This is a genomic window from Bacteroidia bacterium (assembly GCA_033391075.1).
Classification (GTDB): domain Bacteria; phylum Bacteroidota; class Bacteroidia; order J057; family J057; genus JAWPMV01.
In genome coordinates this window covers 2,493,459-2,510,521 of the sequence record JAWPMV010000001.1, presented here as the reverse complement: position 1 = coordinate 2,510,521, position 17,063 = coordinate 2,493,459, and the positions used below count along the sequence as shown (strand labels likewise).

Sequence of the window (17,063 nt, the reverse complement as noted above, 5' to 3'; positions counted from 1 at the left end):
CTAATTCTATTTCAGGATATCAAACACATAGGAATATTTGATGGTAAAGCTCCGATTGCTGAGTGCACCCGAGCCTCTATTTTCATTGTAAACCAGAAAAAGTCCTGTATTTGCTTTTTGTAGCCAACCAAAACGAATATTGGCGGACCATAAATCAATCACATTATTGTATTGAATCAGGCTTTGGGTGAAAATATTGGGTTTGAATGCATAAGCTACCCGACCTATGAAGACATTGGTGTTAAATTTAATATTCTCCGGATTAGTCTGAGGCCCCGTAGGAAAGCTGATATCATTCCTCAAGAGGGTAAAAGAAGAATTGAACTTATCTCCAAATCGAAGGCTAAGGGTACCGGAATTGGCCAATCTATTTCCTCCGAAAAATCCCCCCATAACCGAACGCATACTAATAGATACTGCCTTGCTGGGATTGGTAAAAAATACGATTTGCGCTTCCTTATGATCATAGGTTCCGGCCGGGACCGTCACATCATCAACAATGTCAAAATCCTGAACTACTCCCTCTCGGGTAAAGTTTATCCCGGTATGCAATTCAATTCCATTTTTCCATTCCCAGTGATTATCAATATGGAGGAAGCTGGTTACATTGAAGCCTTCGAAGTCCCAGTAGCCTCTATAGGATATGTGAGGGCGGAGTTCCAGGATACCTCCCATATTTTTAGGTCTTATTCTTTGCAGGACTAAGAATTCAGGTTTGCGGAAAGCGGTTCTCTGAAGAAATCCAACTTCCGGATTAAAGCCTTCTCCAACTTCCGTGTAGGCTCCTTGCAAAATGAGTCCATCCCACTCATAGGCAGACTTCAAATGAAAGGAGTGATCCCCACTTTCTATGCCTGGAGTTTCGGATTTAGCAAAGAACCCAAAGACCTGGGCTTTCTTTCCAATGCCCCATCTACCGTCTGCAGCAAAAACTCGATTGTAATTATCAGCTTCTCCATTGGTAGCTGTCCGCGAAATGAAGGCTCCCCCTAAAGCTGATCGAGTACCCTTGAATTGATGGTTGACACGGGCTACGGTAAAATTATTGGGATCAACTTCTCCATCGATTCCTTCAGTAAACATGCTGAGGAAGCCGATATTGGTTTGATTTACTTTACCAGAAACTCTGCCTCCTCCAATTATAGGCACTACCTTTCCTCCCTCTCCAATTCCGATTCGCCTACTAAAAAAGAGATCAACTTCTCCGGGACTTCCCACGCTGAAGAGGCCTGCATTTTCCAAAAAGAAAGGCCTTTTCTCAGGAAAGAAAAGATTGAATCTATCAAGGTTAACCTGCTGGTCATCAACTTCAACCTGGGCAAAGTCTGTATTATAGGTTAAGTCAAGGGTAATAGCAGGAGTGATACTATATTTCAGGTCCACCCCGGCATCTCCTCGCAATGAATTTTCTGTGGGATCCACTTCATGATTTGAACTAGCCTGCCCTAATACATAGGGAATCAATTTAAGATTACCTGGTTTTTTCAGCTTTAATCCGGTAAGATCTCCTGCCAGGGAAAGTCTGTTCAGGGTAAATTGGATCGGTAGCGGCGCCCAATAAACTATCTCATTGGTTTTGCGAATATTGCGGCGAAAGTTAAATCCCCAGGTTTGGTTTTCACCCGATTTGAATCTTAAGGTTCTGAGAGGGATTTCAAATTCTGCACTCCATCCATAGCTGCCTACTTCCGTCTCTACTTTCCAGGAAGCATCCCAGTTCAGATTGAAGCCTCCAATCATTCCTCCTTGCTGACGATTCTGATTGAAATTTCCCTGCCCTTCATTATCTACCTGAGCATCATATTGCACCCCAACCGAATTGGTCCCAAATACAAACCCATTTTGCCCATCATGGTAGGTATCCAGAATAAAAAGGACCGCATCTGTATTGTCCAAAGAAGCATCTCTACGGGCATCAGTAACGACCAACTTCTCAGGATTCGCATCATGGCATACGACGGCCATGTAAAAGGTAGTGGCAGTTAAGGCGATTCGGATTTCCGTTCGTTCTGAAGATTTTTCTCCGGCATTGGGCCTAAGTTGTATCAGCTCATCAAAAGCAGGCACATTTTGCCAAATCTCATCCTCTAAAACATTCCCGTCAATCAATGGAATCTCCTGGATTTCATGGGCTTTGACAACTGGCCTTTGACTTAGACCTGAAATAGGATCATTCTGTTGGGCCTGAATTGGCTGCAATGGGTAAATTACCGAAGCTATAAAAAGGAGTCCTAGTAGTTTTCGCATACGTTTGTGTAGGTTTCCCAGCAAATGTAAGAATTTCATATTATTCCATAAATAGTATGGGCTATCAGGGAAATGCAGAGAAAGATACTTGCCCTGGCATTTGGAAGAAGCACAAAGGCTTCCTTATTTGTAATTACTACTAACTACTAACATTTCAAATGAAAGCTTTCAGAAGTCTCTTGTGGATTTTTTCCTTTTGTTTCCTCATCTCATCCTGCTCACAACAAGAGCAAAAACAGAACTCTACTCCTAATATCCTTTTGATTGTTTCTGACGATCATGGTTCTGCTGACATGAGTTCTTTAGGAAGATTAGCTGATGTTCAAACGCCCCATTTGGATGAACTTGCACAAAGTGGAATCCGTTTTACAGAAGCTCATGCAAGTTCCCCTATCTGCAGTCCTTCTCGCATGGCAATCATGACAGGAGTCCATCATCAGCGATTTGGTACCTATTGGTATGGAGGGAAAGGCATCCATGATGAACAATATCCCACCATCGCAGAATTGTTGAAAACCAAAGGATATGCAAGCGGCTATATAGGAAAGGTCCATTACGGCAGCGGCCAATTTGATGCCGATCCTGAGCATAGGAATTTTCCCCTAAATCATGGTTTCGATTATTTCTTTGGGCATACTTCAGCCCGGAAACATTATCTGCGACATAGTGATGAAGAGGAAGAGGCATTTATTGCGCTGAAAGAAGAACTAAACCGTCAAGGACAGACCTTGAGAAAACAATCATTTTGGAGAAACAAAAAGAAGGTAGATACCATGAGTTTCAGCACCCAAATGATTGGCAATGAAGCCAGAGCCTTTATTGAAAAGCATCAGGAAGATCCTTTCTTTCTCCAGGTCTCTTTTAATGCCGTTCACAATTTCACCCATCAACTCCCAGCATCCTATCTAGCAGAAAAAGGGCTAAAGGGTTATCATGACTGGGATCCAAATACTGAAGAGTATTATGACTGGTACCAAAAAGGGCGCTATCCTAATAATCCAGAAGGAAGAGAACAATATTTAGGTCAATTATACTATCTAGATCAGGAGATAGGCAAACTAATGCAAAGTCTCGAGGACTTGGGTCTGAGAGAAGAAACCCTGGTAATTTATATTGCTGATAATGGAGGTTCTACTCCAATCTATGCCAATAATACTCCCCTGAGAGGTTCTAAGTATGTTTTGTACGAAGGAGGAATTAAAGTGCCGTTGATTGTTTCTTATCCGGGCCAAATAGCAGCAGATCAGGTACTTTCCAATTGGGTGAGTGCGATGGATATCCTTCCCAGTATTTGCAGTTTTACAGGTATCGAAAAGCCAAAGATTCTGGACGGTTTGGACCTTTATCCTTTGTTGAAGGGGGAAGATATGAGCATTGGTCATGATACCCTTTTCTTCGATACCGGACACGAAAGAGCCATTAAAACTTCGAACTGGAAATGGCATGAAGCAAGCAATGACAGAAGTGCCATCTATGAAATGGTAGAACTGGAACTGGGAGCCTACTTGAGAAATTTACAAGAAGATGTAGGAGAAAAAGAAGATTATAGTGAAGTAGAAAGTCAGCAGGCTGAAGACTTGAAGCAGGCATTAGAGCATTGGCAAAAAAGGATCAAAGCAAAATCCCAATGAAGCAACTTCTGAGAATTTTCGCATTGCTGTCTATCCTGAGCTCCTGTAAATCCGCAGCTGATATACAGGAAGTTAAAAATGCCCCACAGCCTAATATCATCTTAATCATTTCAGATGATGCTGGCTATGCCGATTTTGGTTTTACGGGTAGTCAGGAAATGAATACCCCTAATCTGGATCAACTTGCCGAAAATGGATGGAATTACAAACAGGCCTACGTTACAGCATCTGTTTGTTGTCCCTCTCGCATGGGCCTTATGAGTGGCCGCTATCAACAACGTTTTGGGGCAGAATGCAATGTACCTACTATTCCTACACCTGGTTATAGCAAACAAGATCTGGGAATGGATGTAGACGAGCAAACAATGGGCAATCTTTTGCAGCAGCAGGGATATAAGACTTTCCTTGCAGGGAAATGGCATTTGGGTTTGGCGCCAAAATATCATCCCCTCGATCGAGGGTTTGACGAATTTTATGGCTTTCTGGGAGGATCCAGAAGTTATTGGCCCCTGGAAGATCCCGCGAGGCCTCATAAAATTTATAGAAATCGGGACTTAGTAAATGAAAGTAAGGAGATTCAATACCTCACCGATGACCTCACTGAGGAGAGCATTCATTTCATAGAAAAAAACAAGGAAAATCCCTTTTTCATTTATCTATCCTATAATGCAGTTCATACTCCCATGCATGCGAAAGAAGAGGATATAGAACAGCAATCTATTGAAGGATCAGAGAAGCGAAAAATTTATGCAGCAATGACCCAGAATATGGATGAGAATGTCGGGAAACTTGTCCAATACCTTGAATCGATAAATTTATTGGATAACACTCTCATCGCTTTTATCAATGACAATGGAGGTGCCGGGAATAATGCTTCTCAAAACAGCCCATTAAAAGGTTTTAAAGGCAGTTATTGGGAAGGGGGAATACGCATTCCCTTTTTCCTCCATTGGCCCAAAAAAATCAAGGCTGCTGATATCCATACTCCCATTAGTACCCTCGACCTAATGCCCAGCTTCCTGCAGGCTGCAGGTGCAGAAGACATCCCGGACAATTTGGATGGTCGTGATCTGTTTGCACTCGCAGACGACAATGAGGTCGCAAAAGAAAGGCCTTATCTATTTTGGAGACTTTGGAGAGCAGCAGCTGTTAGAAAGGGAGATTGGAAATTGATACGAATTGCCGAAGACCCTTTACAAAATGGAAGAGAACTGCTGGCACCTTTGATTCTGGTAAACCTGAAAGAAGATCCTGCCGAAGAAAGAAACTATGCTAGCTCCCATCCGGAAATTAGAGATGAACTCCTGCAAGCTTTGGAGAACTGGGAGTCTGGTCTTGCTCCTCCCAGGTGGTATGATGGTAGAGATTGGGAGCACTGGGCAGATATGCAGATAAAGAATCATTCCATGAATTAAGGAAATAGCATGAACAGAATTATAGTATTGCTTTTATCCCTGAACCTTCTTGCCTGCGAATCTGAAAAGGCATCAAAAAAGGCTGCGATCGAAAAACCCAATATTGTCTATATACAAATAGATGATCTGGGATATAAAGATCTGGCTTTTATGGGCAGTGACTACTACGAAACCCCAAACCTGGATGCTCTGGCGGCCAGTGGGATGATTTTCACTCAGGGATATGCAGGTGCGGCTAATTGCGCTCCAAGTAGAGCCTGCCTTATGACAGGAAAAAATACCCCTGCACATGGAGTTTATACGGTCGCAGCTTCTGAAAGAGGAAATGTAAAAACGAGGAAGATCATTCCCACTCGCAATACCCTCCACATCAAAGACTCTGAATTTACCCTGGCAGAGCTCTTAAAAGCTGAAGGCTATAAAACTGCGACTTTCGGCAAATGGCATATTAGTGAAGATCCTTTAAGAGATGGTTTCGATATAAATTTTGGGGGCACCAAAGCCGGCTCGCCCGGCAGAGAAGGCTACTTGGCTCCCTATAACAATCTGCCCGGTCTAAAAGAAGCTCCAGAAGGCGAATACCTAACGGATCGACTTACTACTGAAGCAATCCATTTTTTAAAAAGCCATGCTGCTGAAAAATTCTTTCTCTATTTGCCCTACTTCACCGTCCATACTCCCCTGATTGCCAAGGATAGTTTGCTCAAAAAATATCAAAACAAAGCAGGATCTAAGGGTCAAAAGAATCCCGTTTATGCCGCAATGGTAGAAAATATGGATACTCAAATAGGGCGTATCCTATCCACATTGGATCAATTAAGACTTAGAGAGAATACCCTGATTATTTTTACTTCGGATAATGGAGGGATTCGATCTATTTCAAATCAGGACCCATTGAGGGCAGGGAAAGGTTCTTATTATGAAGGAGGGATTCGAGTTCCATATATATTTTCCTGGCCTGGGAAGATCGCTAAGTCAAGCAAATGCAATACCCCTATAGTCAACCTCGATATCTTCCCAAGTCTGGCTCATATTTTAGGAAAAGAAGTCAAAGATGGAGAACTGGATGGGAAAAATATCTTCCCTTTACTAAAAGGCAAAAATATCCCGGAAAGGAATTTCTACTGGCATTTCCCTATCTATTTGCAAGCCTACAGGCCTCTTGATGATGATGGCAGAGACCCTTTATTTAGAACTCGGCCCGGTTCAGTTATCAGAAGTGGAAACTGGAAACTGCATCAATACTTTGAAGATGGAGGTTTGGAGTTATATAATCTTGAAGAAGATTTAGGGGAAAGAAATAATTTGGCTGAAAGCAATCCAGCAAAAACCCAGGAACTACTTGATCTGTTGGAAGCCTGGAGAGTCAAAATGAATGCTCCTGTTCCGGACAGTTTGAATCCTGAATATGAAGCAGGATTCATTCCAGAAAGATACCGGGATCAAATCAAGCTTTGAAAAAATTTGCAGGCCGGCCTTTTACTCCCGGTTTTACGTAAAATAAAGCTCCCTCATAAGGTTTACCATCTCCCGAAGCAGTTGTAATGAATAAGGTATCGAATGCTCTTCCCCCAAAACAACAGGAAGTAGTTCGTGCTGCCGGGACTTCGATCTCCAGGAGTCTTTCCTTCCTTTCTACATCAAAACATACCACCTTACCTTTTCCATAAAAAGCAATCCACACATGATCTTCTTCATCTATACACATCCCATCAGGAAATTCATCTTCTGCGAATTCCAAAACTGTCCTTCTATTATCAATTTTTCCACTTGTCAACTCAAAATCAAAAGCATCCAATCTCAATAAATGGGTATCTATATAATACATTGTTCTATGATCCCGGGTCCAGGCCATTCCATTGCTTAGCTGAACTCCCGCTACTTTTTTCTCTACTCCCATTCTTTCATCCAAACAATACAAAGCTGAAACCGGCAAGCGTGGAAGCTCTATTCTCATACTCCCCGCCCAGAATCTTCCCGCAGGATCACATTTACCATCATTAAATCGATTCAAGGGTTCATTGGCTTCAGGATCCATCAAAGCCATTAATTCTCCTCCTTCCTTCAACTTGTAAAACCCATGCTGTAAGGCCAGAATAAATCCTCCCTTTTCAGACGGGACGGCAGCTCCAATCATCTGGTCAAATTCAATCCATTGGTTTTCTCCATTTGAAGGATCATAAGTATGCAAGCGCCCATTTGGGATATCTACCCAATGCAAAAGACCAGAGCGATGATCCCAAACAGGTCCCTCAGCCAGTTTTGTATCAGGCACATGCAAAAGAAGTTCAGCTTTCATGCTCATTTTTTTATTTCTTCTTGAAAATGGATATTAGGTAAAATTTCACTCCTATGTTCCTAGCCAAGATACCCGGCCATTCAGCTACTATCAAATTCGCCACTTTATCTTTTCTATTAATTTCCTTTTTCTGTCTAAAATGTTTTAGTCAATCTTCCGAAATGGCTCCCTCTCCTCTATTGAAGTCATTTGAGCGCTATAAAGAAATGAAAGCAGAGACTGAATTCGGAATAGAATGGATTTCTTTGGGCCCAGTGGTAAATTCTGCCAGAGTCGAATCCGTCCAGGCCGACCCAAATAGGCCTGGCACCCTCTATGCTGCTTTTGGTTCTGGTAACCTATGGAAGAGCACGAATAATGGAAATCACTGGGATCCCATATTCGAGGACCAGGCCGCCCTGGGAATTGGGGATATCGCTCTGGCCCCTTCTGAGCCGAACATCATTTATCTAGGAAGTGGGGAAAGTTTGAAGAAGGCCAGAAACTTTACCATGCCGGGAACAGGTATGTATCGGTCAGGTGATGGGGGCGAAAGCTGGAAGCATTTGGGTCTTTCAGATTCCTGGCATATTGGAGAGATTAGTGTTCATCCCAAAAATCCGGATATCGTGCTCGTAGCCGTAATGGGACATTTTTGGTCCACGAATAAAAATAGAGGCATTTATCGAACAGAGGATGGTGGGGAAAATTGGGAGCAAGTGCTTTACCTTGATGAAAAAACCGCTGCAAATGATATTGTCATTTCCCCATCAGATCCCAATTATGTGTATGCCAGTATGTGGGAAAACAATCCAGGCATATATGGACCTAACACAGGCATTTATAGTAGTACTGATGGAGGAAAAAACTGGGAAAAATGCACAATAGGACTTCCTGAAGGATTACAAACCGGAAGAACTGGTTTAGCTGTTTCTTATCAGAATCCCCAAAAAGCCTATGCGCTCATTGATAACCTGAATAAGAATAAACAAAGATCTGCAGAAGTATATCGTACAGAAGATGGAGGAAAAAGCTGGAGAAAGATGCATGAAGAAGAATTGCTCTTTTTTCCAGGAATAGGATGGTATTTCACCGATATATATGTCAATCCGAAAGATGATGAAGAGATATTTGCATTGGGCGTCAGATTGGCACATAGTACAGATGGAGGAAGAAATTTTAGCTACCTGGGCGGAGATGTTTTTCATATGTTTCCCAGCGCAGCTGATCATTTACATCTGGACCACTGTGAGCTTTGGATCAACCCTCAAAATCCAGAGCATCTACTTTTGGGAAATGATGGAGGACTCTACCAAAGTTTTGATAAAGGAAAGAGCTGGTTCCATTTCAACAATATCCCCACCGGTGAATTTTACCAGCTAACCGTCGACAAACAAGAGCCTTACAATATTTACGCAGGCACACAAGATGATGCTACGGTAATGGGGACAGCCAGGGAATGGAATCCGGCTTTTCAGGGTCATTGGAAATATCTATGGATCGATGCCTGGAGCGGAGGAGATGGGTGTTACACCCAAGTTGATCCCGAGGATCCTAATACGGTCTACTTTAGTATGCAGCATGGAGCCCTAAGAAGAAAGGATATGAAAGCCGATAAGTCTGTATCTATTCGCCCTAAACTTCCCGAGGAATCTGAGGAGGAACTGGATTTTAATTTCGTAGCACCTTATCTGCTATCTCCGCATAATTCAAAAAGAATGTATTTAGGGGGGAATTATCTTTGGAAAAGTGAGGATCGAGGAGATAATTGGAAAAGAATTAGTCCAGATATTTCGCTTTCGGCTATTCCAGATAAGAAAGCTCTGGCTGCAGGCGCAATAGCGGAATCCCATCTTGAGGAAGGTCTCTTGTATGTAGGGACTGATAAAGGTTCTTTTTGGAACAGTAAAGACGATGGAGAAAACTGGAGGGAATTTTCAGAAGGCCTTCCCAATGCATACATCAGAAGCATTTATCCTTCCCGGCATAAAAAATCCCGACTTTATCTTGCACTAAATGGGATGAATTATGATGACTTAAATGGATATCTTTTTGTCTCGGATAATTATGGGAAGAAGTGGAAATCCATTAGATCAAACCTACCCAATGAGACAGCCAATGTGATTCTAGAGGATCCCCGATTTGAAAATGTTTTGTATGCCGGTTTATACAGAGGAGTCTACATATCTATCGATAGAGGGAAAAGCTGGCAGTTAATGGGGCATAATCTGGCGGCGATGGCCATAGCAGATATGATTATTCAGGAGGAAAGTTCTGATCTGATCATAGCAACGCATGGACGAGGCATCTACAAAACAAATCTTTCCTCCCTATATGAATTCCTGGAAAGCAAAAATAGAAATGCCCCTCAAGTATTTCATCCGGCAACTTTGATCCGTCCCAAGCTTAATGATACACACAGAGACATTGATTATAAAAGTTTGGAACCCACAAGCTTTACTTATTTCCTCCCGGAAGCAGGGGAAATAAGTTTAAGTATCAGAGATGAAAGAGATGGAATTATGTGGAGAAAGGAACTTCTGGGAAGGAAAGGCCTGAATCAATATCGATGGGACCTTATCACAAAAAAGGAAGAAAGTCTTAAACCATATTTCGTCCACTATGACCAATTTATAGAGACAGGAACTTATCGGCTTGTATTAGAATGGGGGGATAAAAAAGTAGAACAAACATTAATTGTTGAGGAAAATTAAGACTTGATAATTTCGAATTTAAATACCATTAGGTATGTGCTTAAAATATTCATTAAACGATGAATATGCTCATTTGAGAACAGGCAGGGACCACTTTTTCAAAACCGCCAATATTCTGATTCCTACAATAAAAAGGATAGAAAATATCATATTGAAGACTTGCCAGTCGTGAAAGCTTTCAAGCAATATGAAAAGGGCACCTCCAGAAAGGCAAGCGGTAGCATAAATCTCTTTCCGAAAAATAAGAGGAACTTCATTTGAAAAAACATCCCTCAGGACTCCCCCAAAAACCGCAGAAACCGCTCCCATCATGACGGCTATTATTGGAGAAAGTCCCAGACTCAGGGTTTTTTGTAAACCCATGATGGTAAACAAGCCAATTCCTATAGTATCAAAAAGAAACATGGTTCGGCGTAGCTTTAATATGATTCTTTTGAAGAAATAACTTGTTGGAACAGCAATCGCGATCAGGATTAGGTAGTTGAGATCTTGCAGCCAGGCAACAGGCGTACTTCCTATCAATACATCACGCAGAGTACCTCCCCCCACTGCAGTAAGTAAGGCTAATATAGCGGCTCCAAAAATGTCAAACTTCTTTTCAGAGGCTGCCAAAGCACCACTAATGGCAAATACAAAGGTTCCGATCAGGTCGAGGCTATAAACTAATTCCATGCAGTTAGCTCTCAGCGAGCTCTTTTACAATTTCTAAAGCGGCTGCAATTTCGCTTTTTAGATTGTAAATATGCACACTGTGTCGGATCATATGTTCCCCAACCGCTCGTGGCTGTAATTTTTTACGTTTCCACATTGTATTCTGTAAGTCTTTCCCACTTACGCCCTCTATTCCATAAGTCGTAATCCCTGCACACATATCCGGATGGACGGAAGAATAGATGCTAACTCCGGGTATCTCTTTTAATCCTGCCCGGAGGTAATCTCCCAATTCCTTGATTCGGCTTACAACCTGCCCTGCTCCTACTTGCTGATGAAAATCAAGCGCAGCATCCAGGCCTACTACTAAAGAATGATTCCCTGTTCCTCTTTGGGTGAGCCTGTAACCCGGATCCTCTTCATTCTCCCAGGCATAACTAGCCAGGGTGGTCCATATATCCGAAATGGAATCTTTGTTGATGTAGAGCATTCCATTGCCCGCAGGAGCCAGCAACCATTTATGCAAACTGGAAAAGTAGGCATCGCATCCGATTTCTTTTACGTTCACCGAAATTTGGCCAATGGTCTGTGCTCCATCCAATATCGTAAAGATTCCTCTTTTACGAGCTTCTGCACAAATTTCCTTTACCGGCAATACAATCCCATAAACAGAACTTAAATGTGGAACTGCGATCACCCGGGTTTTGGCCGTTACTTCCTTAAAAATGCTATCAATTACTTTTTGGGGATCATTGGCAGGAATTTCGATTTTGGCTTGTTTATAGACCAGTCCATATCGCTTGGCCGCTACTTGCCATCCTGCTCTTCCTCCCCCATGTTCCTGATCGGTATTTACAATTTCATCTCCCGGCTTGAGATCCAGCCCATTGGAAATATAGTTCATGCCAGCGGTAGCATTTTGAGTTAAAGCTATTTCTTTGAAATCAGCTCCCACCAAACTGGCAATCTTTTTCCTTATTTCAGGATATGCTTCATAGCCGGATAATAAAAGCGGTCCATTCCCCTGATAATCACAGCTAGCAATCGCCTCGGCATTCCACCGAAGATTTTCAATCACTTTATTCAAGACCATAGTTGGTTGAGCGCCCATAGTGCCTGTATTGAAATAGGCCTCATCCATCGGCATGGGGAACATGGATTTTACGGATCTCCAGTATTTTTCGCTGGAAGTTCCCAAATCAGCAGGCAAATCTTGAGGAATCGGATTGGCATAAGTCTTTGACAAGAAAGCAAATGCAGACCCCATCCCCACAGATCTTCTTAAAAATCTTCTTCGACTAAACATAATGGGTATTTTGTAGATTTTGGTAGCTAAATTCAGATCCTTTACAAGTGATATAATAATCCACTCATAATAGAATATTTTCATTTCTAAATATGAGTCAAGGTTAAATTAAAAAACATTTTTATATTGGTACACGGTTCCATTTTAAAGCTGCTACGTTGAAACCTACAAATATTAACGATCCGGAATACTTCCACAAAGTTGTGGATTGCCAGTATGCTTGCCCGGCTCATACGCCCGTTCCCGAATATATCCGCCTTATTGCCGCAGGAAGGTATGACGATGCCTATATGGTCAATTGGGAGTCCAATGTTTTTCCTGGTATTCTGGGGAGAACCTGTGACCGCCCTTGTGAGCCTGCCTGCCGAAGAGGTCGACTGGAAGAAGAAGAACCCGTTGCCATATGCCGACTAAAACGCGTTGCCGCCGATAATAAAACCGGCGACAATGTAAAAAGTCGTATGCCGCAGGGACCTTTTCCTTCTAATGGCAAAAAGATTGCGCTTATTGGTGGAGGCCCTGCTTCCCTAACCGTAGCGAGAGATCTGGCTCCATTGGGATATGAAATTCATCTCTACGATGAATGGCATAAAGGAGGAGGAATGATGCGGACACAAATCCCTGCTTTCCGACTTCCTGAAGAGGTCCTGGATGAAGAGGTCAACTACATCATTGATCTCGGAATTCACACCCATTTCAAGACTCGTGTGAATAGCATGAAGGAGATTCTTGAAATGGAGTATGATGCCGTACTCGTAGGCACTGGAGCTCCTAAAGGAAGAGACCTAAGCAAACTTCCTGGCCGTCAGGAGGCGGATGCCAATGTACATATCGGGATTGAATGGCTGGAATCTGTGGCTTTTGAGCACAGAGATTCTATTGGGAAAAAGGTCATAATTCTTGGTGGGGGAAATACCGCAATGGATTGCTGTCGGACCTCCAAGAGAATAGGCGGAGAAGAAGTACATGTAGTTGTACGAAGTCCTTTTGAAAACATGAAGGCTTCTCCCTGGGAAATAGAGGATGCTCAAAGGGAAGGAATTCCCATCCATAATAATATGCCCCCCAAAGAATTTGTTGTTGAAAACGGCAAACTCAAAGGGGTATTATTTCAAAAAGTTCGAGCCGAATATGATGAGAATGGAAGACGTTCATTGATTCCTACCGGTGAGCCGGATGAGTTTATTGAAGCAGATGACGTAATCATTGCGATTGGTCAGGACAATGCTTTCCCCTGGATCGAACGCGATTTAGGAATTGAGTTTGGGAAATGGGATTTACCGGTTTTAGATAAAACCACTTTCCAATCCAGCCTTCCAAAAGTTTTCTTTGCAGGAGATGCAGCATTTGGTCCGGAAAACATCATTACTGCGGTAGCTCAGGCACATCAGGCAGCAATTTCCATAGACCTTTACCTCAGTGGAAAAGATTTGATGGAAAGACCTGATCCCATGACCAACCTCGCCAGCATGAAAATGGGCATACATGAATGGATGTATGACAGTGATGTTGTTTCGGATGAACGATATCAGGTGCCTCATGAAAAGAATGAAATATCCCTTAAGGATAGAAAAATAGAAGTTGAACTTGGCTTTGACCAGCAGCTGGGATTTAAGGAGGCACAAAGATGCCTTAATTGCGATGTGCAAACCGTCTTCACAACCAATCTGTGTATTGAATGTGATGCCTGTGTGGATGTCTGTCCAACCTCCTGTATCACCTTCACTGATAATGGAGAAGAAGAGGACCTTCGGTCGCGATTAAATGCCCCAGCTCCTGAAGAAAGTCAGGATCTTTATGTTTCAGATACCCTCCCGACTAGCCGGGTAATGATCAAAGATGAAAATGTTTGTTTGCATTGCGGGCTTTGTTCAGAAAGGTGCCCAACCAGCGCCTGGGATATGAAACAATTCTTTTACAGTGTCACAAAAGCAACTAAAGTATGCCATTAGGGAGTGGAGTGAACGATTTCGTCGTTCGATTTGCAAACGTTAACGGGACAGGATCGGCAAGTGCAAATGGTATCTTTGCCAAAGCTCTATTCAGAATGGGGCTTCCTATTTCACCTAAGAATATTTTCCCTTCAAACATCCAGGGCCTACCTACCTGGTATGAAGTAAGGGTAAATGAAAACGCTTATCTCGGAAGGCGCGAAGGAATTGACATCCTGGTTGCCGTAAATCCCCAGAGCCTTAAACAGGATATAGCCAGTGTAAAAAGCGGCGGTTACCTGGTATATGATAATTCCAAGAAACTCCATGATTCTTTCTTGAGAGAAGATATCAATTTCATCGGCATACCGATGATGCAGATGTGTATGGAGCACTATAGCAATCCCCGTCAACAACAGCTATTCAAAAATGTTGTATATGTGGGTGCCCTTGCTGCTCTTTTGGATATCGAAATGGAAGTGATTAAAGGAATCATCTCTGATCAATTTGCCAGAAAGCCTAAATTAGTTCCTCCCAACTTTGAGGCCCTGGATATGGGCGCAAAGTATGCCAGAGAGCACTTTGATTGCCCCCTGGACATCCGAGTAGAAAGAAGGGACAAGATTGGAGACAGTATCATGCTGGATGGCAATACTGCAACGGCATTAGGACTTCTCTATGGTGGGGCCTCGGTAGCTGCCTGGTATCCCATTACTCCTTCGACATCTGTTGCTAAGGCATTTGAAGATTATGCCAAGAAACTAAGAGTAGATCCGGAGACTGGTAAAAAGAATGTCGCCATTGTACAGGCAGAAGATGAACTGGCTGCTATCGGTATGGTTATCGGTGCTTGTTGGAATGGAGCAAGAGCATTTACGGCTACAAGTGGAGCAGGAGTTTCTTTGATGAATGAATTTATTGGCCTTGCCTATTTTGCGGAAATACCCGTTACCCTGGTCAATGTACAAAGAGGAGGCCCTTCTACCGGCATGCCTACCAGGACTCAGCAGGCTGACATTATATCATCGGCCTATGCTTCACATGGCGATACCAAACATGTTTTATTATTTCCAAGTACGCCTGCAGAGTGTTTTGAATTCGGAGCGAAAGCCCTGGATTTAGCAGATAGATTACAAACGCCTGTCATCCTGATGTCAGACCTGGATATAGGGATGAATGAGCATGTTTCTCCTCCCCTGAAATGGGAAGAAGGCAAAAAATATGACAGAGGAAAAGTTCTATCAGCTCAAGACCTTGAGGAAGTAAAAGAATTTGGTAGATACCTCGATGTAGATGGGGATGGTATTCCATACAGAACCTATCCAGGTACACACCCAACAAAAGGTTCCTTTTTTACCAGAGGTACCTCCAGAGATGAATATGCTCGATATACTGAACAAGGTGATGCCTACGTGAGAAATGTAGATAGGCTTAGCCGCAAATTCGAGACAGCAAAAAGCATGGTTCCCAGTCCTCAATTCTATGGCAAGAAGAATCAATCCAGTTATGGAATGCTCTTCTTTGGAACCACAACTTATGCGGCATTGGAAGCTATGGATTTATTGCAAGGAGAAGGAATCGGTGTGGACTCAATGAGGCTTCGAGCCTTCCCATTTAATAATGAAGTGGAGGACTTTATCCACCAACATACTTATGTATTTGTGGTTGAACAAAACAGAGATGCACAAATGCGTTCTGTTTTGATTCAGGAATTAGGCATTAGGCCAGAAAAGATGCTATCCGTATTGAATTATGATGGCATGCCGATTACTGCAGATAAAATTTTCAAGACTGTTAGGCATAACCTGACCGAGTTAAATCCCAAAATGGATGCATCATGAGTTTTTATAAACCAACATTCAGCCACCCCCTGCTCCCCAAAAATGAGGTCGGCTATAGAAAAGCTGACTATGAAGGAGCAATTTCTACCCTTTGTGCAGGATGTGGACATGATTCCATTAGTGGATCTATCGTTCAGGCCTGCTATGAAATGAACATTGAGCCACACAGACTGGCTAAGCTTTCTGGTATAGGTTGTTCCTCCAAAACTCCGACTTATTTCCTAAGCAATTCGCATGGCTTTAATTCGGTTCACGGACGTATGCCTTCCGTTGCTACGGGAGCCAATCTTGCCAATAAACATCTCATTTATCTGGGAGTTTCCGGGGATGGAGATACTGCCTCAATAGGCATGGGACAATATGTTCATGCGATTAGGAGAAACCTCAACATGACCTATATCGTCATGAATAATGGCTGCTATGGCCTAACCAAAGGACAAGACTCTGCTACTGCAGATTTTGGTTCAATAAGTAAATCGGGTTCCAAAAATATGTATCAGGCCATTGACCTTATTGGTCTGGCTCTGGAATTAGGAGCTGGTTTCGTAGCTCGCAGCTTTTCGGGAGATAAAACCCAATTGGTCCCTCTAATCAAAGCCGCAATGGCTCATCCGGGTTTCGCTTTCATAGATGTGATTTCACCTTGTGTTACTTTTAACAATAATGCAGGTTCAACCAAATCTTATGAATTTACCCGGGAATATATGACCGCTACTTCCAAGATGGACTTTGTACCCAAAAGAGAGGAAATCCTGGTAGACTATGAAGATGATAGCAGTATAGAGGTAGAACTTCATGATGGCTCAAAAATTCGCCTAAGCAAACCCGTTCAGGGTTGGGATCCTCATGACAGGAATTCTGCCATGCATAAACTACTTGATGCAAAAAGTAGAGGGGAAATTATTACAGGTTTAATCCATATGGATCCCAAAACCCAGGATTTACACAACATCCTGAACACATCGGATACAGCATTGAATCAATTAACGGAAAAAGAACTAACACCAAGCCTTGAAGCACTGGAAGATATCAACCAGAGCTTCAGGTAG

General features: G+C 42.7%; 11 protein-coding genes. 7 read left to right on the top strand and 4 right to left on the bottom strand.

Annotated elements, in window-relative coordinates; genetic code table 11:
• Positions 1 to 6: 6 nt before the first annotated feature.
• A complete protein-coding gene (locus R8P61_10170; protein ID MDW3647420.1) occupies positions 7 to 2,247 on the bottom strand; it encodes a DUF5916 domain-containing protein in 2,241 nt (746 codons plus the stop codon).
• Positions 2,248 to 2,405: 158 nt separating this feature from the next.
• Here R8P61_10170 and R8P61_10165 point away from each other — a divergent pair, with 158 nt between their 5' ends.
• Genes R8P61_10165 through R8P61_10155 form a run of 3 tightly spaced genes read left to right on the top strand, consistent with a single transcriptional unit; the run spans position 2,406 to position 6,751 of the window.
• Positions 2,406 to 3,878 carry a sulfatase-like hydrolase/transferase gene (locus tag R8P61_10165; protein MDW3647419.1) on the top strand — a complete coding sequence of 491 codons (1,473 nt, stop codon included), beginning with the start codon at positions 2,406 to 2,408 and terminating at the stop codon, positions 3,876 to 3,878.
• Positions 3,875 to 5,293 carry a sulfatase-like hydrolase/transferase gene (locus R8P61_10160; GenBank protein MDW3647418.1) on the top strand — a complete coding sequence of 473 codons (1,419 nt, stop codon included), beginning with the start codon at positions 3,875 to 3,877 and terminating at the stop codon, positions 5,291 to 5,293. Before R8P61_10165 ends, R8P61_10160 begins: the two co-directional genes overlap by 4 nt.
• A gap of 9 nt (positions 5,294 to 5,302) precedes the next feature.
• Entirely contained in the window at positions 5,303 to 6,751 is a 1,449-nt protein-coding gene (locus R8P61_10155; GenBank protein ID MDW3647417.1) for a sulfatase, read from the top strand.
• On the opposite strand, the gene R8P61_10150 is transcribed toward R8P61_10155, so the two are convergent.
• Positions 6,741 to 7,592, bottom strand: coding sequence for an SMP-30/gluconolactonase/LRE family protein (locus tag R8P61_10150; protein MDW3647416.1), 852 nt, complete (start codon positions 7,590 to 7,592; stop codon positions 6,741 to 6,743). The two genes, R8P61_10155 and R8P61_10150, sit on opposite strands and share 11 nt — an antisense overlap.
• A 161-nt stretch (positions 7,593 to 7,753) precedes the next feature.
• Between R8P61_10150 and R8P61_10145 the strand changes: the two genes are divergently transcribed.
• Positions 7,754 to 10,285, top strand: a complete 2,532-nt coding sequence (locus tag R8P61_10145; protein MDW3647415.1) for a hypothetical protein — start codon at positions 7,754 to 7,756, stop codon at positions 10,283 to 10,285.
• A 69-nt stretch (positions 10,286 to 10,354) separates the two neighbouring features.
• Here the strand turns inward: R8P61_10145 and R8P61_10140 are convergent, their stop codons facing one another.
• Entirely contained in the window at positions 10,355 to 10,957 is a 603-nt protein-coding gene (locus tag R8P61_10140) for a trimeric intracellular cation channel family protein (GenBank protein MDW3647414.1), read from the bottom strand.
• A 4-nt stretch (positions 10,958 to 10,961) separates the two neighbouring features.
• Positions 10,962 to 12,242 carry an aminotransferase class V-fold PLP-dependent enzyme gene (locus tag R8P61_10135; GenBank protein ID MDW3647413.1) on the bottom strand — a complete coding sequence of 427 codons (1,281 nt, stop codon included), beginning with the start codon at positions 12,240 to 12,242 and terminating at the stop codon, positions 10,962 to 10,964.
• 158 nt (positions 12,243 to 12,400) lie between these two features.
• Between R8P61_10135 and R8P61_10130 the strand changes: the two genes are divergently transcribed.
• From R8P61_10130 to R8P61_10120, 3 genes are read left to right on the top strand one after another with little or no spacing between them, the layout of a single operon-like run.
• Positions 12,401 to 14,194 (top strand): FAD-dependent oxidoreductase, encoded by a 1,794-nt coding sequence (locus R8P61_10130; protein MDW3647412.1) that lies wholly within the window; start codon positions 12,401 to 12,403, stop codon positions 14,192 to 14,194.
• Positions 14,185 to 16,014 (top strand): 2-oxoacid:acceptor oxidoreductase subunit alpha, encoded by a 1,830-nt coding sequence (locus R8P61_10125; protein MDW3647411.1) that lies wholly within the window; start codon positions 14,185 to 14,187, stop codon positions 16,012 to 16,014. Before R8P61_10130 ends, R8P61_10125 begins: the two co-directional genes overlap by 10 nt.
• Complete coding sequence (locus R8P61_10120; protein MDW3647410.1) at positions 16,011 to 17,063, top strand: 2-oxoacid:ferredoxin oxidoreductase subunit beta; 1,053 nt, start codon at positions 16,011 to 16,013, stop codon at positions 17,061 to 17,063. The genes R8P61_10125 and R8P61_10120 overlap by 4 nt, the downstream gene beginning before the upstream one ends.

Coding starts and splice junctions, on each gene's coding strand:
- R8P61_10170 (MDW3647420.1), bottom strand. CDS start 2,247: ATGCGAAAACTACTAGGACTCCTTTTTATAGCTTCGGTAATTTACCCA.
- R8P61_10165 (MDW3647419.1), top strand. CDS start 2,406: ATGAAAGCTTTCAGAAGTCTCTTGTGGATTTTTTCCTTTTGTTTCCTC.
- R8P61_10160 (MDW3647418.1), top strand. CDS start 3,875: ATGAAGCAACTTCTGAGAATTTTCGCATTGCTGTCTATCCTGAGCTCC.
- R8P61_10155 (MDW3647417.1), top strand. CDS start 5,303: ATGAACAGAATTATAGTATTGCTTTTATCCCTGAACCTTCTTGCCTGC.
- R8P61_10150 (MDW3647416.1), bottom strand. CDS start 7,592: ATGAAAGCTGAACTTCTTTTGCATGTGCCTGATACAAAACTGGCTGAG.
- R8P61_10145 (MDW3647415.1), top strand. CDS start 7,754: ATGGCTCCCTCTCCTCTATTGAAGTCATTTGAGCGCTATAAAGAAATG.
- R8P61_10140 (MDW3647414.1), bottom strand. CDS start 10,957: ATGGAATTAGTTTATAGCCTCGACCTGATCGGAACCTTTGTATTTGCC.
- R8P61_10135 (MDW3647413.1), bottom strand. CDS start 12,242: ATGTTTAGTCGAAGAAGATTTTTAAGAAGATCTGTGGGGATGGGGTCT.
- R8P61_10125 (MDW3647411.1), top strand. CDS start 14,185: ATGCCATTAGGGAGTGGAGTGAACGATTTCGTCGTTCGATTTGCAAAC.
- R8P61_10120 (MDW3647410.1), top strand. CDS start 16,011: ATGAGTTTTTATAAACCAACATTCAGCCACCCCCTGCTCCCCAAAAAT.